A 21,722-nucleotide genomic window follows, 5' to 3' on the forward strand; every position below is an offset into this window, starting at 1 on the left:
AGCGAACCGGGCCGCTAAGCCGTCCGTGGATTGGATGCACCAGGCTCGGCGAGCCGGGCCGCAATCACGTCCGTCCATGCGTCGATCGCCGCCCAATCCCGCAGATCCCCGAAGCGGCCGCCGGCGAACCGGAACAGGACCCTGAGCAGCACCGGCATCTGACTGGGCCGATAGACGCCGGAGAAGACTCTGTGGCCGTGAAGCGGTACCTTGCCGGAGATAACTCCCGCAAGACGTTCCTGTTGCAGTACCGCCCCGCGCCTGCGAAACGGCCTAGGCAGGGCGTCAGCCATCCCTACACTGAACGCCCAGACGGGTCGTTTAGCCAGTTCGTCAGCATGGCGGGACAGGAAGTGCAAAGCCGAGGGAAGCCATGCCTGGTTGTGGATGGCGCTGCCGATCACCACAGCCTCGTAGCCGGCAACGGACTCGATCTCCGCCACGGCCCGGCACTCGACCCCGCCCGGTATCCCCGTCAACCGGGAAGCCACTCGCTGGGCAACCTCCTTGGTGGACCCCAGCGCGCTCGCGTAGGCAACAAGAACAGTCATGACGAAACCTCCCATGTTTCTTCGGTGTACGTTGCAGGCAATGTGCCAACAAGCCTCAGGTGTTGTCGGTGTCTTGGGCCAGGGGAAAAACGGGACAGCGGGAATGCACAGCGCACGCATGGCCCACGGAACTTGGCTGATTCCTCCAATGACGCGGTGAACTTGTTGATCCCCGGTTCCACGCTTGAAGAGAGAAAGAGGTCTGACGTACCCATGCAGGCAATGGCCTCCAACGGGGCGGCGAGATGCTCCGCCAGTCAATCGGGAGGGGATCTGTATGATGCCGACCGCTCAAGGGCGGCATGGGAGCCTGCTCCAGGATGCTCGGCGGCGGGCATGCGTCCGGGCCCCAACGCCCGGAGGGCGTTCAGGATCGTGGCAAGATCGACCAGTTCCTGAAGGAGGGCACCGCCCACTGCGGGGATGAATCCGTAGGCGGCGGCGGCCATGAGTCCGATGCTGAGAAGGATGCCGGTCCAAATGCTGCTGCGAGCGATGTGGATCGTGTGCCGGCCGATGTCCACGGCGACAGCGACTTTGGACAGGTCATCGAGCATGATGACGACGTCGGCCGATTCGCTCGCGGCTGTTGCACCTTTGGCGCCCATGGCGATGCCGACGTCGGCTGCCGCGAGGACTGGTGCGTCGTTGACCCCGTCGCCGACCATCATCACGGGGCGATCCTTCAGTTCGGCGACGGCGGCGACTTTGTCCTCAGGGAGGCAATTTGCCTGGATCCGGGTTATCCCTGCCTCGTCCGCGATATGTGCAGCGGTCGAGTGGGTGTCTCCGGTCAGGAGCATGGTCTCCCGTACGCCGAGGCTTCGCAATCGGTCCAAGGTGGCCAGTGCGTTCAACCGCAAGGGATCGCTCATGATCAGCGTCCCGGCGAAACGTCCGTCCACACCGACGTAGATCCCGAGTTGACCGGCGGCCAGCACAGCCTTCTCCAAACCGGTTGTGGCTGAGTCCACGAAGGCGGCTTTCCCGACCACCACAGTGTGGTCACCGCACACGGCCGTGACACCCTGGGTCGCGTGCTCGTTGGCGCTGCCGACGTGGAGTAGATGCAGGCCGCGCGATAGCGCGGCTTCAATCACAGAGGCTGCCAGCACATGGGAGGAAGACTGTTCAGCGGACGCCGCCAGCTGGAGCAGCCGGTCAGGGGACAGCCCCGGGGCCGAGGTCAACTGAACGTCTTGCAGAGTTGGACGGCCTTGCGTGAGAGTGCCGGTTTTGTCGAAGACGGCCGACTTCACGCGGGCGAGCTGTTCGAGGGTGCCGGCATTCTTGATGATGACCCCGGCATGGGCTGCCCTGCTGGTGCCGGCCAGGAATGCCACCGGAGCTGCGATCAGCAGCGGACACGGCGTCGCGACGACCAGCACCTGGGCAAACCGCTCCGGATCGTGACTGATGTACCAGGCGATTCCTGCCAGGAGGAAGGCAAAGACAGTGAAGGGTACGGCATACTGGTCTGCAAGTCTCACCGTGGGGGCCCGGCTGGCCGCAGCTTCCTGGACCAGGGCCACGATCCGGCTGTACTGGGAGTCAGCGGCAGTCGCTTTTGCGAGCAGGCGGACTGCGTCTTCGCCGTTGACGGAACCGCTGAGCAGCGTATCGCCCCCGAGGTGTTCGACGGGAAGGCTTTCGCCGGTCAGTGATGATTCATCGAAAATCCCGGCCGCCGAAAGCAAGAGTCCGTCCACGGGGACGATTTCGGAGGGTTTCACAAGCAGAGTGTCTCCGGCACGCACCATCGCCACCGGAACCTCTTCCCACGACTTGTCCGGGCCCTGGCGATGAGCTGAGCGCGGAGCCCGTTCCAGGAGGGCCTGCAGCTCCCGGGTGGCGCGACCGTGGGCAAATTCCTCCAGCGCGTCTCCTCCCGTGAGCATGAGCACGATGATGAGGGCGGCAATGTATTCCCCGACTGCAAGGGTACTGGCGATGGCTGTTACAGCCAGCAGGTCGATACCCCAGCGACCCCGAAAGAGGTCCCGGAACATGGACGCCGTGCGGTACGCGGCCATGGCCAACGCAAAGACAGTTGCCGTTCCCTGTGCGGCTGCCGGCTGTCCGAAACCCAAGAGAACACCGACAAGCGCTCCGGCGAAGAGCGTGGCCGCTACAAAGGGAAAACGAAGAATCGTGGCCATCGGATCCGCTGCCTTCGAGGATGTGCAGGTCTGCCCCGCAGATGGTGGTAACGATGCGGACGACGGCCTCGACCGGAAGGTCAGTGGAACAGTTCTGTCCGGGCATCCCGCACGGGAGTCCTCCAGATATCCGGCCGTGTGGTCGTGAAACGGCGCCCGGTGACGGAGTACAGGTTCAAGCGCAGATAATGGGTCTTGCTGCCGGGTTGCCACGGGTCCAGGCGCAGGGCATCGGCGGCTTCTACTTCCTGCCGGTCGACGATAATGCGGGCCTCGCCGCGGACGACGACACTCCAGGCTTTTGCGGTGTCAGCATCGAAGCCGTCGATCTCCAAGGCGCAAGGATCGCGCATCGAACTCCAGAACTTCGTGCCGGCGCCCGTCCGGAACACGATGGACCCGCGGTCCACGACGTAGTTCACGGGGAAGATATCAGGGTGGTTTTCGACGATGACCGCCAGCCTTCCCACCGTGCTTTGCCCGAGCAATTCCAAACATTCCTCGGGAGTGAGTTGTTCAATCGCGTCTGGTGCTTGAGGGTTCATACGGCTGACGCTACCGGTGCCCGCCCGTCGTCGTTAGGGGCTTTAGGCCCATGCGGGGCAATCATTCAAGGCCTGCACGGGTGGCATCATCCAAGGGGCTCCACCAGGTCAGGGGCGGGGTCACCTTGAAGCGACGCCCCGTGATCGACGTCGGCACAATACGGACAAAGTGGTCTTTGCGCCCTGCCTGCCAAGGGAAGAGAAGCAGCCCGACTGTATCCATGACTTCATGGGTGAGTTTGATGGCAACGGCCTGCCCTTTGACGACAACGCTCCAGGCGACCCCGCTGTCCGGGTTGACCCCGTCCGCTTCCAAGGCCACCGGCGTCTCGCCCAACGCCAAGTGGAGTTTGGTTCCTTCTCCTGTCCGGAAGACCAGGCTTCCGTGATCCACCTTGTAGTTGATGGGAAAGATGTCCGGATGGTCGCCTGCCCATACGGCAAGGCGCCCCACTGATACACCGCGCAGGAGCTGCCAGCACAGATGGGCTTCCAGAACTTCTGCTTCCGGGGCTGGAGTGTTCGTCATGTCCTTGACGATACTTGCGGCTTGATCGGGGAAACAGGGCACAAAGACCCCGTATGGGCCATGTGCCGGATGTCTCTCTGGATGAAGGGAAGTCTCCGGGAGTAGTCTTGCATCGGATGAGCCACCGCCTGGGTACGGTGTCCCTTCACCTTTGGTCGTCATTGTTCGGGAGGCGGTTGATGAACGGCTCTATTCCGGACCTCGAACGGGCTGAGCACCTGCACACCACAGGCATACGCGTCGAAGATCTGCTCAGGGACTTCCTGGCCCGGGCCGGAGAACTCTTGGACGCCCAGGAACATATGCGCGGACTCCTGGAGGCGGTGGTCGCCGTCGCCGAAGACCTTAGCCTCGAAGCAGTACTGGACAGGGTCGTCACGTCGGCGTGTCGCCTGTTGCATGCCCGCTACGGCGCGCTGGGTGTCATCGGTGAGAACAAATCACTAAGCCACTTCGTAACGGTCGGCATCGATGATGATCTGGCACGCCGCATCGGTCCTCGGCCGACCGGCCACGGAGTCCTTGGACTGCTGATCACCGAACCTGCACCCCTTCGCCTCCATGATTTGCGGGAGCACCCGAACTCATACGGTTTCCCCGAGAACCATCCGCCCATGAAGTCTTTCCTCGGCGTCCCGGTGCGGGTCCGTGACAAGGTCTTCGGCAACCTATACCTGACCGAGAAAGACGGTGGAGGCGACTTCACCCCGGAAGACGAGGACCTCGCCGTAGCGCTGGCCGCCGCGGCCGGCGTGGCTATCGAGAATGCACGCCTGTATGAGGATGCCCGGCGCCGGGCATCCTGGCTTGAGGCCTGCATGGACGTCACCGGCCGGATGCTCGCGGATGACCGGACGGTCGAGCCTGAACAGACGGCATTGGACCTGATCGCGGAGCGGGCGCTTCAGGAATCGGGGTCCGAGCTGGCCTTGATCCTGGTCCCGGACGGTGGCGTGGGATCCTACGGGGTGGCCGGCGTCGGAGGGCAGGGCGGCGCCGCGTTCACCGGACGCGTCCTGCCCATGGATTCTCCTGAAGTCAGGGCCGTCGCCGCCACCGGCACACCTGCCTGCATCGATGATGCGGCCAGCATCCTCGGTCCTGATGGAGGGACCCTTGGAAAACTTTTGGCAATCGACCTGAGCGCCCAAGGCGCACACCACGGACTATTGCTGATGGTCCGCGCTCAGGGGACAGGGCCTTTCCCGAAGACCGATGTGGAGATGGGATCCGTCTTCGGCTCACACGTCGCCCTGGCGCTGGAACTTGACCGGATCCACCGCCTTCGCGAGCAGTTGGTGGTTTTTACGGACCGGGACCGCATCGCCCGGGATCTGCATGACGTTGTCATCCAGCGGCTGTTTGCGGCCGGGCTGAGCATCCAGAGTCTTCGCCGGTTCACGAACGGCGAGGAACCTGCACTGTCCAGGATCGATGCTGTGACCGCGGAATTGGATGAGACGATCAGGGATCTGCGCAATACCATCTACTCCTTGCGGGCGAACTCGGGTGACCAGGAACTGCTGAGCAGCCGAATCCTGCAGTCCGTCCGCAACGCTACGCGGTCCCTCCCGTTCGCCCCGCACCTGACCCTCACCGGCGCCGTCGACTCCGTCCTCGATGACGAGACCGTCATCAACACCCTCGCTGTCATCTCGGAGGGACTCAGCAACGCCGTCCGCCACTCCGAAGCACAGGAAATCCGAGTTGCCGTATCGGCCGCCGACGGCAGACTGACGCTTTCCATTGACGACAACGGGAAAGGTAACGGCCACCCTGGTTCCGGAAACGGGCTGGCGAACATGGAACAACGCGCTCAGAAGCTGGGCGGCACCTTCACGCTTACCAGCACGCCGGGGAAGGGGACCTCGTTGGTGTGGTCGGTACCCGCCTTCTGATCCTTTCAGCGGATGGTTCACGGCCCCGCCTCTGGGCCGTGGGTGATGTAGACGGCCGCCTGGGTGCGCCGTTCGAATCCCAACTTGGCCAACATGGAGGAAACGTAGTTCTTCACGGTCTTCTCGGCCAGTAGCATCTGATCGCCGATCTGGCGGTTGGTCAGGCCCTCGCCGACCAGTTCCAGCACCCGGCGTTCCTGGGGCGTCAGTGAAGCAACCCTGGGATCCAGCCGCTGAGGTTCCGTGAGCCCCTCGATGATTCGTGCTTTCAGGCTGGCATCAAACAATGATTCGCCCCGGGCGGCCCGGCGTAGGGCATTCAACAGGTCCGTGCCGCCGATTTCCTTCAGGACGTAGCCTGCGGCTCCGGCCAGAACGGCGCCCCGCAGGGCCTGTTCGTCGTCGTAACTAGTCAGGATCAAGCAGTTCAGCGTGGGGTCGACGGAACGGACGTCACGGCACACTTCGATGCCTGTCCCGTCCGGCAGCCGGGCGTCAAGGATCGCCACATCCGGGCGCAGAGCGGGGATACGGCGCGCGGCTTCCTCGGCGGACCCGGACATGCCGACCACCTCAAAGCCTTCGGATTCCAAGAGTTCCTGGAGTCCGCGACGGACAAGCTCATGGTCATCGAGAACATAGACACGGATTGCATCGGCGCCGGACGCCCCGCCGCTGTCTCGGGGTAGTGCTGGGTGACCCATCATCCTCGATCCTCCTGTCCATCTTCACGGCCGGCGGCGCCGGACCATGTCCCGCCGGCCCCATCGTGGTTGCCCGGCTATGTCATTGTTCCCGGCGCCTGCCAGGCAAACAAGGGCCGAAATACCCGGATACTAGGGTCGATTAAACCGGAATGAGCCATGACCTTAGCCCGACGCAGTCAGCAGCAGCACCGGTGTTAGCTGGGCTGTGCCCTGAAGGCGATAACGTATGCGCGCGGGGAAGGTGCTTTGAATATCGGTCACGTCTCGGCGGTGAGCGTTCTACTTGTACCGATACCGAGCTTCAGCAGCACCGAGGAGACTAGATCTGAAACGTGTGCCGCCGTGAGTTGGGAGTAGAGCGTGATTTGTCGGTTGGTCAATCCTTGCGACATTAGGGCCAATACCTCGCGCTCTTGAGGCGTGGCCCTCAGCCATGGAGACGAAGACAATGCCAGCAGGTCCTTCGCAGCCCGTTGCCTGGCGTCCGGTCCCAGCAACGGATCTCCGGAGGCCGCCGCCCGGATCGCTCCTACCAATCCAGCAGCATCCCGGGCTTGCTTGAAAACGTAGCCCGTAGCGCCGGCCAGTACCGCGGCCCTTTCGGCTTTCTGCTGATCCCATCCAGTCAGGAGCAAACAGTGCACCGAAGAAACACTGTTTTGCACATCACGGCTAACCTCGATGCCCGTGCCATCCTGAAGAATGTCTTCAATGATTGCAACGGTTGGATTCAGCCGTGAAATAAGTTTCAGAGCTTCTCGTGCTGATGCTCCTTCACCCGCGACCTCCAACCCGTTCGATTCACACAGCTCCTTGAGACCCTGACGCAGCAAGACATTGCCACTGACAATGAATATCTGGAAGGGAGGCACAGGGACGGAAACTTTGACTGCGTATCCACTTAGCGCATTCATGGCACTCTCAGATCGGTTGGTGATCCTCCTATTTATTCACTGTCTGTCGGACCCGGTTAGGGTCAAAAGTCCGGGGCCTTCGTGCGACGGCGACGCCGCGGCGGCTGGAGTGCGTGGGGGTGCGGTCTGCGGTTCAAGAACCGTCGTAGACCGCTCCGGCCCGGCGACTTACCCTTGGGGTGTGGGCATCGAGTATTGGACCTGTGTATCGCGCAAAGGATCGGGTAACGCTCCGGGCAAGGGTCTGGGATCGCTTCGCGTCCTTGGTTCTTTCGCGCACCGGATGTGACACCGGGGCGCAGGAGGCACGGAATGTCACAGGAATATACGCTTTCCTTGGCTGATCCGCGGGCAACGCTCGAAAATGTCGGCGGCAAGGGTGCCTCGCTTGCGCGACTTGCCGGCTGGGGTTTGCCCGTGCCGGACGGGTTCCACGTCACGTGCGAGGCATACAGGCGCTTCGTCGCTGACCACGACCTTGGGCCTTCGATCATGGCGGCGCTCAGCGCCGTGGACCCTTCGCGGCCATCCTCGTTCGAGGATGCATCGACAGTGATATCCGGGCTGTTCGGCAAGGCTTCGATGCCACGGGAAATTGCCGTGGCGATTGCCCTCGCCTATGCTCGGTTGCCCGAGGGCGCAGCGGTTTCGGTGCGCTCGTCGGCCACTACGGAGGACCTGGCAGGGACATCTTCCGCTGGCCAGCACGTGACCCTTCTCAACGTGCGCGGAGAGGAGGAACTGCGGGAGGCCGTGGTCTGTTGCTGGGCTTCCCTGTGGTCGGCTCGTGCGATCTCATACCGGCTCGAAATGGGTGTGGACCAGAGATCGGCGTCAATGGGGGTGGTGGTCCAGGTCCTGGTGGCCTCGGAGGTTTCGGGGGTGCTGTTCACAGCCCATCCCGCTACTGGTGACCGGGAAGAGTTGGTCCTCAATGCTAGCTACGGCCTCGGGGAAGCGGTGGTGTCGGGCGTGGTGTCGCCGGACGTCGTCGTGGTGGACAAAGCGAGCCTCGCGGTGAAAATGGCAGCGCTTGGGTCGAAAGAGGTGGCCGTCGTGGCGGCGAAGGAGGGCACGGCCACCGAGTCCGTACCGCCGGATCGCCGCGGGCGTCTGGCGATCACAAACCAGGAAATTCGAGACTTGGGGGACCTGGCCGTTCAAGTGGAGAAGCAGTCCGGAGGCGTGCCCCAGGATCTCGAGTGGGCGTTTGCCGAGGGGCGCTGCTGGCTCCTTCAGGCCCGGCCGATGACGGGCTTGCCGCCTGCCCCGCTCACAAACGTGCGTTGGGAGCCGCCCATACCGGGCACGAAATGGATTCGCCGCCAAGTGGCCGAGAACATGCCCGAGCCCCTGTCCCCGCTCTTCGAGGAGCTCTACCTTGGCGAAGGGATGGAATTGGCGATGAAGAAGGACATGGAGATGCTGGGATACCCCGGTGCCGTCGCCGACACGGGCCTGCCCTCCTACGCCACGGTGAACGGGTATGCGTACCTGTGCGCCAGCTTCACCATGAACTGGAGGGGCCTGCTGAAACTTCTGGCCGCCCTTGTTGGGGGAAAGACAATGCGCGCGACCTTTGTTGAGGCGATCCCGTACTGGCGGGACGAGGTCCTGCCGGGGCATCTGAAGACGGTGGAACGGTGGAAAGGGCTGGACCTGGCGTCTGCACCGGACCAGCAGCTCCTGGACGGGATCTGCGAGCTCGATCGTTCGGAGGCTGTCTATTGGGGCAGCACCACCCTCGTCCTGGCCGCGGCGAAGAACAGTGACGCGTTCCTCGACCGCTTCCTTGCCATCGCGATCCCGGGTAGCGGCCTGAACAGTGCGCTCTTCCTGCGTGGTTTTCCGTCGAAGGCCCTCGAGGCAGAGGTGGAACTGCAGGCCATCGCCAGGCAGATCCGCGCTTCCGACGAACTATGCCAGCTGGCCCGGTCGACCCCCGCCCGGAGACTGCCCGATGCCCTGAAGGCAAGCTCCGCCGGCAGCGTCGTGGCGGAGCGGCTCAAGCTCTACCTCGATCGTTACGGCCACCAGGTCTACAACCTCGACTTCGCGGATCCGACCCAGGCCGAGAACCCGGTTCCGGTCTTGCTCAGCCTGAAGACCGAGGTACAGCAACCGGGGTTGGACTTGAGGGTGCGCCAAGCGGAGATTGCCGGCGACCGCGAACGCTTGGTGCAGCGGACTGCTCGCTCGTTGGACCCCTTGCGTCGCCGTCTGTTCCTGAAGTTCCTGCGGTGGGCACAGAGCTACGCACCATACAGGGAAGAAGCTCTCTTCTACATCGGTTCCGCGTGGCCGGTGCTCCGCCGGTTGGCGCTGGACCTGGGGCGGCGATTGGTCGCGGCCGGCTCCCTGCACGCTCCGGCAGACGTGTTCTATCTTCAGTCAGGAGAGTTGCGGGCGGCCAGTCACGCCCGCGCGGCAGGGCAGGCCCGCCCCGACCTCGCCCGGTTCGCCACGGAGCGCCGCGAGCTGCGGGAGTCTCGAAGACGCCTGCACCCGCCCGCGGCAGTACCACCTGCCGCGAGGTGGAAATTAGGGCCCCTCGATTTGTCCGGCTTTGAGACCCAGAAGAGGAACCTCGGGGAAGGCCCGAGCCTTAAGGGCTTCCCCGTAAGCCCGGGACGGGTCACTGCACCGGCCAGCGTGATCCTTTCACCCGGCGACTTCGACTCGATGATGCCCGACAGCATCCTTGTCTGCCCTACGACAATCCCCGCTTGGACGCCTCTCCTTGCCCAAGCGAAGGGCCTGGTCACGGACATCGGCGGAGTGGCTGCGCACGGCTCCATCATTGCCCGTGAGTACGGCATTCCGGCGGTGATGGGGACAGGCAACGCCACCCAAAGGATAGTCAGCGGCCAGCTAGTGACCGTGGACGGAGTCTCCGGCACAGTAACTTGGACCGACTAGTTCTCGATCAGGATGCAGGACCGCTGTCTCTATGTTGCGTCCGTCTGTCACCGGCGCCGACGGTGCTGCTCAGTTGGGCTGACGAGCCTGCGGGCCGTGGTGATCCGGGGCCTGCCCGTTAGACCGGGGCTATGGTGCCGGGCGGCCGGTCAGTCGCTCGGGCGGCTGCGAATCCTGGTCCGTTATGAGGTGTCCCGGGTCAATTCCATGACCTTAGCCCCTAGCGCGCACTGAAATGCGCACAGAGTCTGGAAACATGACTACGAAAGCGCATGCTCGGCGGATCATCGTTGGCGTCGACGGATCAGAGTACTCCTCGAATGCACTCAAAATGGCCGGACGAATGGCGGCGACCTTTGATGCGCCGCTCGAGGTTGTCACCTGTGTCGGAATGTCCGACTTCTATCTGGCTGAGCACTTGGACCCCGGCTTGGAGCAATACACCGGAAGGCTGAGGGACGCCGCCGCACGGCTGGCTGATGAGGCCGTGGAAAGAGCCTTCGGAGCCGCGCCGCCTGCCAATGTCAGCGTCAGCGTGCGTGTTGGTTCCCCGGCCAGGATCTTGGTCGAGGAGAGCAATGATGCCCAACTGCTTGTCATCGGCCGGCACGGCAGCGGCGGTTTTCTTTCCCAACCCATCGGCTCCGTGAGCAGGGCGTGTGCTGCGCATGCGCACTGCCCGGTCCTGCTGGTGGACCAGGCGCCATCGGAAAACAGCCACGATTGAGCGCCGGGGTGGTGGGTCATATGGGTTCTCCGAATGTCCTCTGGCTTGAGGACGTCGATACGTCGAACATTCCGGACGTCGGGGGGAAAAACGCGTCACTGGGTGAACTGATCCGATCCATGGCTGAAGAGGGGATCCGCGTGCCGGGCGGCTTTGCGACGACGGCGGCAGCCTTTCGCCGCTATGTGGACGTCAACGCACTGGCCGATCGGGTGCGGGAGGTTCAGAACGAATACCACAACGGGCGGTTGAGCCTTCGGGACGCCGGTTCGTCCATGCGGGCAGCGATCCTGTCAGGGGAGTTCCCGACCGATATCGCCGAGGAGATCCGCTTGGCGTATGGTGAGCTTGCGCGCCGGGCCGGTAGCCCGGAGCCGGCCGTCGCGGTCCGCAGCAGTGCCACTGCCGAGGACCTGCCGGACGCCAGCTTCGCCGGACAGCAGGAGACGTTCCTGAATGTCCGTGGTGAACAAGCCGTGTTGGACGCTTGCCGTCGATGCTACGCGTCCTTGTTTACTGACCGGGCGATCAGCTACCGCGAATTGACGGGATATTCAGAGCTGGAGGTCTCGTTGTCCGTAGGTGTCCAGCTGATGGTCAGGTCGGATGTGGGATCGTCCGGGGTCATGTTCTCCCTCGATCCGGAAACCGGCTTCCCGCGGGTTGCGGTCATCAGCGCCAATTGGGGGCTCGGCGAAACCGTTGTCCAAGGCTCGGTCAATCCGGACAAGTACATGGTTTTCAAGCCTCTTCTGGTGCGCGGCACTTATGCTCCGGTGATCGAAAAGACCAAGGGCTCCAAGCTGCGCAACTCATCTACGCGCCGGACGAAGCCGCGGGAACCGCCATGACCGACACCTCGGAGGAGGAGAGAAGGTCATTTGTTCTCGAGGAAGCGGACATCATCACCCTTGGAAAATGGGCCGTCCGGATCGAGGAGCACTATGGACGTCCGATGGATATGGAGTGGGCGAAGGACGGCAACTCCGGTGAGCTGTTCATCGTCCAGGCGAGACCCGAAACGGTCCACTCCCGTGAATCAAACCCGTTATTCACCACCTACCGCCTAGTTGAAGACGGATCCCTGTTGACCGAAGGATCAGCGATCGGAAACGCAATTACCACAGGTGAAGCCTGCGTGATCAAAGACGCCTCCGGCATCGAACGGTTCGTCGATGGTGCAATCCTGGTTACCGGGCAGACTGATCCGGACTGGGTACCGATCATGAAAAGGGCGTCCGCCATCGTGACGGACCGTGGAGGGGTCACCAGCCACGCGGCGATCGTGAACCGCGAGCTGGGTATCAACGCGGTCGTCGGGACGGGAACGGGGACCGCGGTCATATCGGACGGCCAAGCGATCACGGTCTCGTGCGCCCAGGGAGATTCCGGCCGCGTCCATGACGGGCTGTTGGCATACGAAAGGGAAGAAACGGACCTGGGCACACTGCCCGACCTGTCTACCCGGCTCATGATAAACATCGCCGACCCGGCAAACGCCTTCAAATGGTGGCGGTTGCGCGCCGACGGTGTGGGACTGGCCCGCATGGAATTCGTCATCAACGACCTGATCCGGGTCCACCCCATGGCGCTGGTCTACCCGGAACGCGACACCGACGCCGGTGAACGGGCAGTCATCTCCGAGCTGGCACACGGCTACTGCGAGCCGGCGGACTACTTCGTTGAGACTCTTGCCACCGGCTTGGCGAAGTTGGCGGCGGTGTTCCATCCTGCACCGGCCATTGTCAGGTTCAGTGACTTCAAGTCGAACGAGTATTCCCGTCTCGTCGGTGGTGCCGCTTTTGAAATTGCCGAGGAGAACCCAATGATCGGGTTCCGCGGGGCCTGCCGCTACTACGACCCACGCTACCGGCCCGGTTTTGATTTGGAGTGCCGGGCGATCAAGCGCTTGCGGGAGTTTTGCGGCTTCAGGAACGTCGTAGTCATGGTGCCCTTCTGCAGGACGGTCGCCGAAGCGGACCGCGTATTGGCCGTGATGGCTGAAAACGGCCTGGCCAGAGGACAGGAAGGCCTTGAAGTTCACATGATGTGCGAGGTTCCATCCAACGTTGTCCTTGCCCGCGAGTTTGCCGCCAGGTTTGACGGATTTTCGATCGGATCCAACGACTTGACGCAGTTGGTCTTGGGGGCCGACCGGGTTTCGGCGGACCTCGCAGCTCTGTTCGATGAGCGGGATGACGCGGTCAAGGCAATGATCCGGGAAGCCATCGGCAAAGCGCACGAAGCAGGAATCAAGGTGGGGATCTGTGGTCAAGGCCCCAGCAACCATCCGGACTTCGCGGCATTCCTCGTCCAGGAGCGGATCGACTCCATTTCCTTGAACCCGGACTCTTTCGTCCGAGCCGTGCCGGTGATCGCGCAAGCGGAAACTGACGTGGTGCGGACGCCCTGATTGCGGGAGCAGACGTGTCTTCAGTCGCCGCGCCGGTGATTTTTCCCCGATCCTGGGGGAAACGGTGCCGGGATCCGCCCGGATCCGGCGGTTCCTTCGGAGGGGTCATCCGGTCCTGCATTCTTTGATTTCCGTCCCCGCAGCTTAGGGGACAAGATCCGTTGTTCACAGAAAGGAATTTAGTCGTGAGTGATCTGCTGAGGTGGTCGCCGTTCGAGCGGCGTTCACCATTTGACCTGATGGAGCCGTTCCGCCGGCTCTTCGAAAGCGATGCCGAGAAGTCCTTGATCCGGGTGGAGGAGGAGGTCAAGGACAATGTCCTGACCGTCCGCGCCGAAATGCCGGGCGTCGACCCCGACAAAGACGTTGAAATTTCAGTGTCCGACGGGCAGCTGCACATCCGGGCAGAAAGAAATGAGAAGTCGGAGCAAAAGGACAACGGAAATTACCGTTCCGAGTTCCGCTACGGTTCCTTCTACCGCAGCGTCTCTCTGCCCAAGGGCGTGAATGAAGAGGACATCAAAGCAAGCTACAAGGATGGCGTCCTGGAGGTCAGCGCCCCCATTCCAAGCACCGACGCCGACACCAAGACCCAGAAAATCCAGGTAGAGCGAGGGTAGTGGGAATATCAGGAAGACGAGCCGGCAAGGTCAGGCCAGCTGCAGCCGGACCTGCCCCAGGCAGGAGCCTGCGCCGTTGCGGGCCTGCCGGCTCACTTCACCACTGCCGTTGCCCTATATTCAAAAACTCCGGAAGGTTTAGGCTCTGCACCATGAACACCCCTGATCAACAAGACGCGGCAATCGGTCCGGAAACGCACGAACTGAGCACGCATGAGTGCTGGAAATACCTGAGATCATCATCGGTCGGCCGGGTCGCGGTGGTCGTCGGAGAGCACCCGGAGATCTTTCCCGTCAATTATGTACCGGACGACGACTCGCTTGTCTTCCGGACCGGCCCCGGAACCAAACTGGACGCCGTGCTTCGGGGAAAGCCGGTGGCTTTCGAAGCCGACGGAATGAACACCTACGGGACCATCGCGTGGAGCGTGATGGTCAAGGGGACGACCGCGGAGGTACAACGCCTGGATGACCTGCCTGTCCGGCTCCCCGAGCCGTGGGAAGAAGGCGGAAAAGAACATGTGATCCGGATCCTGCCAAGCCAGGTGAGCGGGCGACGTTTCGTGATCGCTCCGCCGGGGAGTTGGTGGAATCCCGCCGATGGCAATTCGGAGTAACTCGCCGGGGTGTGACTTTCGGCCCTGTCTTCCCGCATGGATGAGGACAAGACTGATCCCACAGCGGGCAGCTTCCCCGGAAGGCCGCCGTCGACCAGTCAGGAGGAGACAATGGAAAGTGACGAACGTCCGGGAACGGTTCTGACCGACGACCAGTCCTGGGAGGTGCTGCAGCGAAGCTCGTACGGCCGGCTCGCCGTGAGTGTGTCGGGCAGGCCTGACATCTACCCCATCAACTTCATCGCCCACAACGCGGTGCTGCTCATGCGCACGAATCCAGGCACCAAGCTTGCAGGGCTCACCGTCAATGACCGGGTCGCTTTCGAAGTCGACCATGTGACGGACGAGGAGGCATGGAGCGTGGTCGTCGAGGGAACGGCAAGGGTGATCGTGTCCCAGTCCGAGATTGACGAGGCGGACAGGCTCCCGCTCAAACCATGGATCCCCACGCGCAAATACACCTATGTCGAGATCACCCCGACCCGGGTCAGCGGCCGGCATTTCGAGCTGGGGGAGGAGCCGGAGAGATACTTCTGAAGCTTGATTGCCCGGACACCAGGCCGACGGGTCGCGCCCGGGAATCCCGGTGTCCGCACACGTCACAGCTCCGGCGTAATCCGCGGGGCCAAAATCCGCGGGGCCTCAGCCCCGGCTTTGCCCGGGAGGGGTCACAGCACCGGCTGTGTCGCCGCCGTCGATCACGAACTCGGCCCCGGTGACGAAGGAGGATTCATTTGACGCCAGATACAGGACGAGGTCGGCGATTTCGCCGGGGTGGCCCTGCCGGTTGAGTGCTACCCGGCTCATGTCCATCTCCATGCCGGCCGTCATCGGGGTGGAGATCACGCCAGGGTGGACGGAATTGACCCTGATGCCGTAGCGGCCAAGATCGAGCGCAGCGCTCTTGGTCAGTCCCCTGACCCCGAATTTTGACGCAGTGTATCCCGGGATTGCTTCATAACCGCGGATGCCGGCGATGGAGGAGATGTTGATAACGGAACCCCCCTTGGATTGCTTCAGGGCGGGGATGGCGGCTTTGATGCCGTTGAAAGTCCCGGTGAGGTTGACGGTGATGACGCTGTTCCACTGCTCCAGCGTGTAGTCCTCAATCGGGCCGAAGTTCACGATCCCGGCGTTGTTCACCAGGATGTGCAGCCCTCCGAAGGTGTCGACGGCGGCCCCCACCGCTGCTTCCCAGTCCCGGGGACTGGTGACATCGAGATGGACGTAGACGGCGCCCGATCCCATCCGTTCGGCGGTGTCCTTGCCTTCTTCGTCAAGGACATCACCAATCACAACCCGTGCCCCTTCACCGTGCAGCCGGGAGGCAACGGCGGCTCCGATGCCGCGGGCGCCACCACTGACCAGGGCTACTTTGTCAATGACTCGTTCCATCTGATGCTCCTCGTTTGTACGTGGTCGTTGTGACAGGGTGGTCAGGACGAGGCCACAGGCCCGTTTTCGTCCGTGACGCTGCCTTCCCGGAATGCCCCTGACAGGCGGCCGCGGATTCCCAGGGAGAGCAGGTAGGCGCCCGTACCCATGACGGTGAAGCCGAAGATCCCGAGAAGCGGGACCCGTGCCGCGATGCCGGCCAGGAGGACCATCGAGCCAACCAACAGGGCGAAGCCGCCCTGCACGGCACCATGACGCGGACCAGAGCGCAATGTACTGGAACTGAGTTTTGCCGCGAGACGGGGATCATCCTCGCGCAATTGTTCCGCGAGCAGCCGAAGCTGACGCTGTTCGTGCTCCGTAAGTGCCATCGGTTCCTCCTCAAAAGATGGCGTGCGCCGCGGCCGGAAGCCGTGTGGACGTTGCGCTGGTTCGGTGCTTATGTTCCAAGAATGGGCGAATCGGGCTGCCCGCGTTAGGGCCGAAAGTCACTTGGCTTCCAGGCACCGTGCCGGAGCCCCCGAAGTTCGCCAGCGGCCGCCCAAAGGGCGTGAAGAGCGCGCCGCCGCCGATGGCGATCCTTGTCCGCCCGCGGCGCCCGGCGGCGGGGAACCCTCCAGAGCGCTGCGGGTCTTTCGGCTCTGGTGTACGCCGGGTTCGATGTCCATTCTGGTAGGAGCAACGCTGCGGGCCGCATCCGGGAACCTGTGGGTTCGATAGCTGGTCGTGCCCGGCGTATCCCGACGCCTTGAGGAGGCAGATATGCGCGCATGGTGGGTCGAGAATCCAGGGCCGATTGCAATGAACCCGCTGCTGGGGGGCGACCGGCCGGATCCGGTCCCCGGCCCCGGCGAGGTCTTGCTGAAAGTCTTGGTTTGCGGCGTGTGCCGCACGGATTTGCATCTTGCCGAAGGTGATCTTCCGCCCCGGCGGCCCGGTGTCATTCCCGGCCACGAGGTGGTCGGCGAGGTGGCCGCCCTGGGGGAGGGCAGCGCACGGTTTCGGATAGGTGACCGGGTGGGCGCGGCCTGGTTGGGCGCAACCTGCGGTTCCTGCCGATTCTGCTTGGAGGATCAAGAAAACCTCTGCCTCACGCCCCGGTTCACCGGTTGGGACCTGGACGGCGGGTACGCGGAATTGATGAGAGTCAACGAAGCCTACGCTTACGCGATCCCCGATGTGTTCAGCGACGAGCAGGCTGCACCGTTGTTGTGCGCCGGAATCATCGGATACCGGGCCCTCAGAAGGGCCAATGTCCCCAAAGGTGGACGTCTGGGCATTTATGGCTTCGGCGGCTCCGCCCACCTCGCCGCGCAGATCGCGATCTTCGAGGGCATCGAGGTCTATGTGATGACGCGCTCGGAGAAAGCACGTCAATTGGCTCGCGGGTTGGGGGCCTCCTTCGTTGGGGATGCCCGCGAAGAGCCACCTCGGGCCGTTGACTCGGCGATCTTGTTCGCTCCGGCCGGTGATCTGGTCCCCGTTGCGCTGCGGGCTTTGGAACGTGGCGGCACCTTGGCCATCGCAGGCATTCACCTCAGTGACATTCCTCCGCTTCATTACGCCGAGGAACTCTTCAATGAACGCCAAGTGCGCAGCGTGACGGCAAACACCCGCAAGGACGGACAGGAGTTCATGCAGCTCGCCAGCCGGATTCCGATGCGCCCGACCACCACGGCCTACCCCTTGGCAGAGGCGAACAAGGCCCTGCTTGACCTCGCCGAGGACAGGATCACCGGCGCCGCGGTCCTGCAGCTCGGACAGCACTAAGGGACACCGGCCACGGGGAACCGGCAGACCGTCGCCGTCGCGCCTTGAGGAGAGAGATTGGAAGGTTCCCAACGCCCGAACGGGGGCGACATCCCTGCGGGAGTCTATGTGTGCGGGACTGCTCCGGGCTCGGGCAAGTCACTGGTGTCCCTCGGCCTCATGGATGCCATGCATCGTCGCGCAGACAGTGTGGGCTTCTTCCGCCCGATCGTCGGCGTCAAAGATCCGAATAGCGACCCCATGGTTGCCTTGATGCGGAGCCAATACAAGCTTGACCCATCCGTGTGCGCGGGAGGCGTCGCCCTCGCGTCTGCCCGCAGCCCGGGGTCGGGAAAAGCCAATGACGTTCTGGCCGGAGCAGTGGAGCGGTTCAGCCGGTTGCGTGTATCCGCGGATGTCGTAGTTGTGGAGGGTTCTGATTTCGCAGGAAACGACACAGCGATGGAGCTTGCTTTCAACGCTCGCCTGGCAAATAACCTCGGCCTGCCCGTGCTGGCCGTTGTGGGTGCCCGCGGCCTCTCTTTGAACGAGACCGTCGAGGCCATTTCCGTTGCGGGGGAACTATTTGACTCGGAACACTGTCCATTATTGGGAGTTATCGTCAACAGGGCCGATCCTCTGTTGGTGGACACGCTCGCAGACGCTCCGGTCCACGGTGCAGGAGTGCCCGGGCTACGTGATCCCTGAAATCGATGAGGTCTCGCGGCTTACGGTCGGGGAAGCGGCAACTGGATTGGTACCGTTCGGCGCAAGGATGGATCTCGATCGCGACGTGCGCCACGTCAACGTGGCAGCCATGAATACGGCCAACTTCCTCGGCAGACTGGAAACCGGGGACTTCGTCATCGTCCCGGGTGACCGGGCAGACGTCCTCATTGCCAGCCTTGCGTCCGCACTCACCCAGGGGTCACCCGTGCCGGGCGCCATGGTCCTGACAGACGGGATTCAGCCCGACCCCGTGATCCGGTCCCTTCTTGAAAAAGCGCCCTTTCCCGTCTTCACGACGTCCCGGGACACCTATTCCACGGCACGGGCATTGTCCGCAGTGCGCAGTGAGTTCCATGCCGGACAGACACGCAAGATTGCCGCAGCACTTGGCGCCTTGACAAGGCACGTAAATGAGGCGGACGTGCTTCGACGCCTGGCTTTGCCGCGTCCGGTCACCACCACCCCGTTGCGTTTCATGCATGAACTGATGGAACGCGCCCGGAGTCATAAACGCAGGATTGTCCTGGCGGAGGGGGAAGATATCCGTGTGTTGCGCGCGGCTGAAATTCTGCTGCGCCGCGATGCATGCGAGCTTGTTGTTCTAGGCGATGTGGCGGGGGTTCGAGAGCTCGCCGCAAGCCACGGCCTCGACGTGGGAGACCTGGACATCGTTGATCCAACCCACTCAGAACTGACGGAAAGCTTCGCCCAGGGGATAGTCAGGACCCGGCATCCGGGTCTTCCCGTCGAGGGGCCGATTCAATACGATGCCGCCCTGGACGCCACCATCGCCGCGTCCAAGCTCCCCTCGCCTTCCACTGTCGCCGGTCAGGCCACCGTCTTCGTCTTCCCCGACCTGAACACCGGAAACAACACGTACAAGGCTGTCGAGCAGTCGGCCGGTGCCATCGCCGTCGGCCCCATACTGCAGGGGCTGCGCAGTCCGATCAACGACCTCTCACGTGGATCCAGCGTTGACGACATCGTCAACACCGTCGCAATAACGGCGGTGCAGGCCCAAAGCAAACCAGGCGCCGGCTCGCCCATGGTGGAAAGGCGAGTCGGCATCAATGACAGGTGAGAATGTCTTGACCCGCGGGCTTCGCGGCTGCGTCGGGCCACTTTGCCGCCGCGATCCGGGTGGTCGGCGCACCGGACGCAGCGGCGGGCGCAGGATGCCCGACGGCGGCTGGGACCTGGGTGCCGGCGCCTGCCCGGCACCCGGGGCCACGATGGCAACGGTGTTAGGGCTTTCGGTCAGGCTTCCTTGCGGTTGCGCTTCCCGAAGGGGATGACAACGGTTGGGCACTGCAGATGCGCAAGAACACCATGGGCAGTCGAGCCCAGGAGTAGCCGTTTGAACCCTCCGCGTCCGCGGTTCCGCACAACCAGCATGGATGCCTGGGAGGAAGCATCCAGCAGAGCCCGCACGGGCCCATGCTGGGGATCGATTACTTTGTTGATCTTCAGGTCGGGATAAGTCTCGCTCAAACCCGCAACGGATTCGGCAAGCACAAGTCGCTCCTGTTCGTCCTTGATCTGCCTCATGCTTTCTGTGGTCAGGCCGGCGTCCGATAGCCGTTCGGGATCACTGTACGCATGGACGACTGTGAGTTCTTCGCCTTGCCGGTCGGCTTCCGCAGCTGCAAAGGCCACAGCCTGCAGGGCTTCTTCCGATCCGTCCACTCCGACAACAATTCCGCTTCGCTTATTGAGGTCCTGGGTTCCGACCACAGCTACCGGGCATCTGGCAGCCGCTGCCACCTGCAAGGCCCTGTCCGTAAGGGCACCGCCCATGTGAGCGCTTCCGGAACCCACCACCAGCATCGACGCCTTCCGGGAGTACTTCCCCAACGAACCACCGACACTTCCATTCAAAAGGCTGGTCGTTACTTCGACGGCGGCGTTCTCCCTGGTGTCAACGGCTGTGCGCTCCAGCAGCTTTTCTCCGGTCTCCCACAGAACCCCTTGCCAGGACCGGGGCTCCGCGAACCAGCGATCGTCAACGACATGGAGAAGCACGAGGGGCAGCTTGGCCTTCTTGGCCCGCTGTGCGGCCCAGTCCACGGCCGCCTGGCTTTGGACGGAGTCATTGATACCGACAGCAATTGCATGTGAGTCTTTCATTTCTGCCTTCCAGGTCGATTGGTCAACGGCCGGAATTGCTGCGGTACCTACCCATTTCCCGCGGCGCCGTTCCGGTTCCCAGCTTGATGGGTTCCTGCATGGGTTTGTAGGGCCGAAAGTCACAAATACCGCGCCGATTGCTCCACTCATGAGAACTCCTGACAGGGTTTCCAGCACCTACCGGCATCCGGAACCCGACTGGAGACCAGTGGCAAGGCAGGCCCCGGCTATTTCACTGCGGCTTCACTGCGGCGACCCGTTCCCGGACCAGGAGCACAGGGCATTTCGCGTGGTGCAGTACTGCGTGGGCGGTTGAGCCGACAGTGCCGCGGATCATTCCACGCCCTTTCGTGCCGAGGACCACGATGGAGGCATCTTTGGCCTGCGCCAGGAGCGAACCGGGAATGGAGGCTCCCGTGACGGCACGGGACTGGATGTCGAGACCAGGGAAGGTGCCACGGGCAACACGCTCGGCTGAGTCAAGCAATGTCCGGACCTCGGTACCGGGATTGTCTTGGGATGTGGCGGGTCGGGCGGCGGCAATGCCGGGAAGGCGGAAGACCTTGCGGACGTGTACCGCCTGGAGCGGTACACGCGATAGGGCGGCCAAGGTGCATGCGTGACGGAGGGGTGATTCCCAATCGTCGATATCGAGTCCCACCACTACAGGGCCGTCCGGGTGTTCTCCTGCGCGGACGACGGCGACCGGGCACTCGGCGGTGGCTGCGAGGTCGAGGCTGACGGAACGGATGAGCAACCCCATGAACCCGCCCGCACCCCTGGTCCCGACCACGAGCAGTCCGGCCGTGGACGAGAGGTCCCTGAGGTGCTCGGCGGCCCATCCATAAAGCAACGTTGAAGTGACCGCCAATTGCGGGGCGTCTGCGTGGATCCTCTCGACGCCGTCGGCCAGGATGTCCTCGGCCGCGCGTCGAAGCCCGCTGCCTGCAATACCCGGTACCGGTCCAAGATCATGTGTCAGTGCCGGCCACAGCGTGCTGTGGACGAGGTGCAGGGCCCAGCCGCGCAGGACAGCCTGGCGGGCCGCCCATCGGAGGGCGGGGACAGCTTCGGCGGAACCATCGTAACCGACGAGGATTTCTTCGGGGGCGTCCATGATGTT

The 21,722-nt window shown here is 63.2% G+C and carries 19 protein-coding genes and 1 pseudogene; 10 read left to right on the forward strand and 10 right to left on the reverse strand.

Annotated features, from left to right (window positions below; all coding sequences use genetic code 11):
* Positions 1-14 precede the first annotated feature (14 nt).
* The 4 genes from ABCW42_RS09125 to ABCW42_RS09140 form a co-directional block, all read right to left on the reverse strand.
* The gene (locus tag ABCW42_RS09125; RefSeq protein ID WP_423184530.1) at positions 15-551 is read right to left on the reverse strand and encodes a flavodoxin domain-containing protein; all 537 of its coding nucleotides are present in this window, start codon (positions 549-551) and stop codon (positions 15-17) included.
* A 257-nt stretch (positions 552-808) separates the two neighbouring features.
* Positions 809-2,710, reverse strand: coding sequence for a heavy metal translocating P-type ATPase (locus ABCW42_RS09130; RefSeq protein ID WP_423184531.1), 1,902 nt, complete (start codon positions 2,708-2,710; stop codon positions 809-811).
* Positions 2,711-2,790: 80 nt separating this feature from the next.
* A complete protein-coding gene (locus ABCW42_RS09135; protein ID WP_423184532.1) occupies positions 2,791-3,255 on the reverse strand; it encodes a pyridoxamine 5'-phosphate oxidase family protein in 465 nt (154 codons plus the stop codon).
* Positions 3,256-3,316: 61 nt separating this feature from the next.
* On the reverse strand, positions 3,317-3,784 hold the full coding sequence (locus ABCW42_RS09140; RefSeq protein WP_423184533.1) for a pyridoxamine 5'-phosphate oxidase family protein: 468 nt from the start codon (positions 3,782-3,784) through the stop codon (positions 3,317-3,319).
* Between the two features lie 179 nt (positions 3,785-3,963).
* Between ABCW42_RS09140 and ABCW42_RS09145 the strand changes: the two genes are divergently transcribed.
* Positions 3,964-5,682, forward strand: a complete 1,719-nt coding sequence (locus tag ABCW42_RS09145) for a GAF domain-containing protein (protein WP_423184534.1) — start codon at positions 3,964-3,966, stop codon at positions 5,680-5,682.
* A 17-nt stretch (positions 5,683-5,699) separates the two neighbouring features.
* On the opposite strand, the gene ABCW42_RS09150 is transcribed toward ABCW42_RS09145, so the two are convergent.
* The gene (locus tag ABCW42_RS09150) at positions 5,700-6,386 is read right to left on the reverse strand and encodes a response regulator (protein WP_423184843.1); all 687 of its coding nucleotides are present in this window, start codon (positions 6,384-6,386) and stop codon (positions 5,700-5,702) included.
* A 260-nt stretch (positions 6,387-6,646) separates the two neighbouring features.
* The gene (locus ABCW42_RS09155; protein WP_423184535.1) at positions 6,647-7,261 is read right to left on the reverse strand and encodes a response regulator; all 615 of its coding nucleotides are present in this window, start codon (positions 7,259-7,261) and stop codon (positions 6,647-6,649) included.
* A gap of 354 nt (positions 7,262-7,615) precedes the next feature.
* Between ABCW42_RS09155 and ABCW42_RS09160 the strand changes: the two genes are divergently transcribed.
* The 6 genes and pseudogenes from ABCW42_RS09160 (at position 7,616) to ABCW42_RS09185 (ending at position 15,136) form a co-directional block, all read left to right on the forward strand.
* Positions 7,616-10,222, forward strand: a complete 2,607-nt coding sequence (locus ABCW42_RS09160; RefSeq protein ID WP_423184536.1) for a PEP/pyruvate-binding domain-containing protein — start codon at positions 7,616-7,618, stop codon at positions 10,220-10,222.
* Positions 10,223-10,478: 256 nt separating this feature from the next.
* Positions 10,479-10,949: a universal stress protein gene (locus ABCW42_RS09165; RefSeq protein WP_423184537.1), complete on the forward strand. Its 471-nt coding sequence runs from the start codon at positions 10,479-10,481 to the stop codon at positions 10,947-10,949.
* 119 nt (positions 10,950-11,068) lie between these two features.
* Positions 11,069-13,362, forward strand: a pseudogene (gene ppsA / locus ABCW42_RS09170) (phosphoenolpyruvate synthase).
* A 185-nt stretch (positions 13,363-13,547) separates the two neighbouring features.
* Positions 13,548-13,982 carry an Hsp20/alpha crystallin family protein gene (locus ABCW42_RS09175; RefSeq protein ID WP_423184538.1) on the forward strand — a complete coding sequence of 145 codons (435 nt, stop codon included), beginning with the start codon at positions 13,548-13,550 and terminating at the stop codon, positions 13,980-13,982.
* Positions 13,983-14,134: 152 nt separating this feature from the next.
* Positions 14,135-14,599, forward strand: a complete 465-nt coding sequence (locus ABCW42_RS09180; RefSeq protein WP_423184539.1) for a pyridoxamine 5'-phosphate oxidase family protein — start codon at positions 14,135-14,137, stop codon at positions 14,597-14,599.
* A 111-nt stretch (positions 14,600-14,710) separates the two neighbouring features.
* Positions 14,711-15,136, forward strand: a complete 426-nt coding sequence (locus ABCW42_RS09185) for a pyridoxamine 5'-phosphate oxidase family protein (RefSeq protein WP_423184540.1) — start codon at positions 14,711-14,713, stop codon at positions 15,134-15,136.
* Between the two features lie 105 nt (positions 15,137-15,241).
* On the opposite strand, the gene ABCW42_RS09190 is transcribed toward ABCW42_RS09185, so the two are convergent.
* On the reverse strand, positions 15,242-15,994 hold the full coding sequence (locus ABCW42_RS09190) for a glucose 1-dehydrogenase (protein ID WP_423184541.1): 753 nt from the start codon (positions 15,992-15,994) through the stop codon (positions 15,242-15,244).
* Positions 15,995-16,035: 41 nt separating this feature from the next.
* Positions 16,036-16,365 carry a DUF3040 domain-containing protein gene (locus ABCW42_RS09195; protein ID WP_423184542.1) on the reverse strand — a complete coding sequence of 110 codons (330 nt, stop codon included), beginning with the start codon at positions 16,363-16,365 and terminating at the stop codon, positions 16,036-16,038.
* A 391-nt stretch (positions 16,366-16,756) separates the two neighbouring features.
* Here ABCW42_RS09195 and ABCW42_RS09200 point away from each other — a divergent pair, with 391 nt between their 5' ends.
* The 3 genes from ABCW42_RS09200 to ABCW42_RS09210 all read left to right on the forward strand — a co-directional run bounded on the left by ABCW42_RS09200 (position 16,757) and on the right by ABCW42_RS09210 (position 19,553).
* Positions 16,757-17,764 (forward strand): zinc-dependent alcohol dehydrogenase family protein, encoded by a 1,008-nt coding sequence (locus tag ABCW42_RS09200; protein ID WP_423184543.1) that lies wholly within the window; start codon positions 16,757-16,759, stop codon positions 17,762-17,764.
* 57 nt (positions 17,765-17,821) lie between these two features.
* Entirely contained in the window at positions 17,822-18,451 is a 630-nt protein-coding gene (locus ABCW42_RS09205) for an AAA family ATPase (protein WP_423184544.1), read from the forward strand.
* A 109-nt stretch (positions 18,452-18,560) separates the two neighbouring features.
* Positions 18,561-19,553, forward strand: a complete 993-nt coding sequence (locus ABCW42_RS09210; protein WP_423184844.1) for a phosphate acyltransferase — start codon at positions 18,561-18,563, stop codon at positions 19,551-19,553.
* A 176-nt stretch (positions 19,554-19,729) separates the two neighbouring features.
* Here the strand turns inward: ABCW42_RS09210 and ABCW42_RS09215 are convergent, their stop codons facing one another.
* Positions 19,730-20,599 carry a universal stress protein gene (locus ABCW42_RS09215; protein WP_423184545.1) on the reverse strand — a complete coding sequence of 290 codons (870 nt, stop codon included), beginning with the start codon at positions 20,597-20,599 and terminating at the stop codon, positions 19,730-19,732.
* Positions 20,600-20,831: 232 nt separating this feature from the next.
* Positions 20,832-21,716 (reverse strand): universal stress protein, encoded by an 885-nt coding sequence (locus ABCW42_RS09220; RefSeq protein ID WP_423184546.1) that lies wholly within the window; start codon positions 21,714-21,716, stop codon positions 20,832-20,834.
* Positions 21,717-21,722: the final 6 nt, after the last annotated feature.

This window comes from Arthrobacter sp. NyZ413 (assembly GCF_049390645.1).
GTDB lineage: Bacteria > Actinomycetota > Actinomycetes > Actinomycetales > Micrococcaceae > Arthrobacter.

What these genes read in the sequence shown, in the direction of transcription:
- ABCW42_RS09125 (WP_423184530.1), bottom strand. Translation starts at nt 551, where the DNA reads ATGACTGTTCTTGTTGCCTACGCGAGCGCGCTGGGGTCCACCAAGGAG.
- ABCW42_RS09130 (WP_423184531.1), bottom strand. Translation starts at nt 2,710, where the DNA reads ATGGCCACGATTCTTCGTTTTCCCTTTGTAGCGGCCACGCTCTTCGCC.
- ABCW42_RS09135 (WP_423184532.1), bottom strand. Translation starts at nt 3,255, where the DNA reads ATGAACCCTCAAGCACCAGACGCGATTGAACAACTCACTCCCGAGGAA.
- ABCW42_RS09140 (WP_423184533.1), bottom strand. Translation starts at nt 3,784, where the DNA reads ATGACGAACACTCCAGCCCCGGAAGCAGAAGTTCTGGAAGCCCATCTG.
- ABCW42_RS09145 (WP_423184534.1), top strand. Translation starts at nt 3,964, where the DNA reads ATGAACGGCTCTATTCCGGACCTCGAACGGGCTGAGCACCTGCACACC.
- ABCW42_RS09150 (WP_423184843.1), bottom strand. Translation starts at nt 6,386, where the DNA reads ATGGGTCACCCAGCACTACCCCGAGACAGCGGCGGGGCGTCCGGCGCC.
- ABCW42_RS09160 (WP_423184536.1), top strand. Translation starts at nt 7,616, where the DNA reads ATGTCACAGGAATATACGCTTTCCTTGGCTGATCCGCGGGCAACGCTC.
- ABCW42_RS09165 (WP_423184537.1), top strand. Translation starts at nt 10,479, where the DNA reads ATGACTACGAAAGCGCATGCTCGGCGGATCATCGTTGGCGTCGACGGA.
- ABCW42_RS09180 (WP_423184539.1), top strand. Translation starts at nt 14,135, where the DNA reads ATGAACACCCCTGATCAACAAGACGCGGCAATCGGTCCGGAAACGCAC.
- ABCW42_RS09185 (WP_423184540.1), top strand. Translation starts at nt 14,711, where the DNA reads ATGGAAAGTGACGAACGTCCGGGAACGGTTCTGACCGACGACCAGTCC.
- ABCW42_RS09190 (WP_423184541.1), bottom strand. Translation starts at nt 15,994, where the DNA reads ATGGAACGAGTCATTGACAAAGTAGCCCTGGTCAGTGGTGGCGCCCGC.
- ABCW42_RS09195 (WP_423184542.1), bottom strand. Translation starts at nt 16,365, where the DNA reads ATGGCACTTACGGAGCACGAACAGCGTCAGCTTCGGCTGCTCGCGGAA.
- ABCW42_RS09200 (WP_423184543.1), top strand. Translation starts at nt 16,757, where the DNA reads ATGCGCGCATGGTGGGTCGAGAATCCAGGGCCGATTGCAATGAACCCG.
- ABCW42_RS09210 (WP_423184844.1), top strand. Translation starts at nt 18,561, where the DNA reads ATGAATACGGCCAACTTCCTCGGCAGACTGGAAACCGGGGACTTCGTC.
- ABCW42_RS09215 (WP_423184545.1), bottom strand. Translation starts at nt 20,599, where the DNA reads ATGAAAGACTCACATGCAATTGCTGTCGGTATCAATGACTCCGTCCAA.
- ABCW42_RS09220 (WP_423184546.1), bottom strand. Translation starts at nt 21,716, where the DNA reads ATGGACGCCCCCGAAGAAATCCTCGTCGGTTACGATGGTTCCGCCGAA.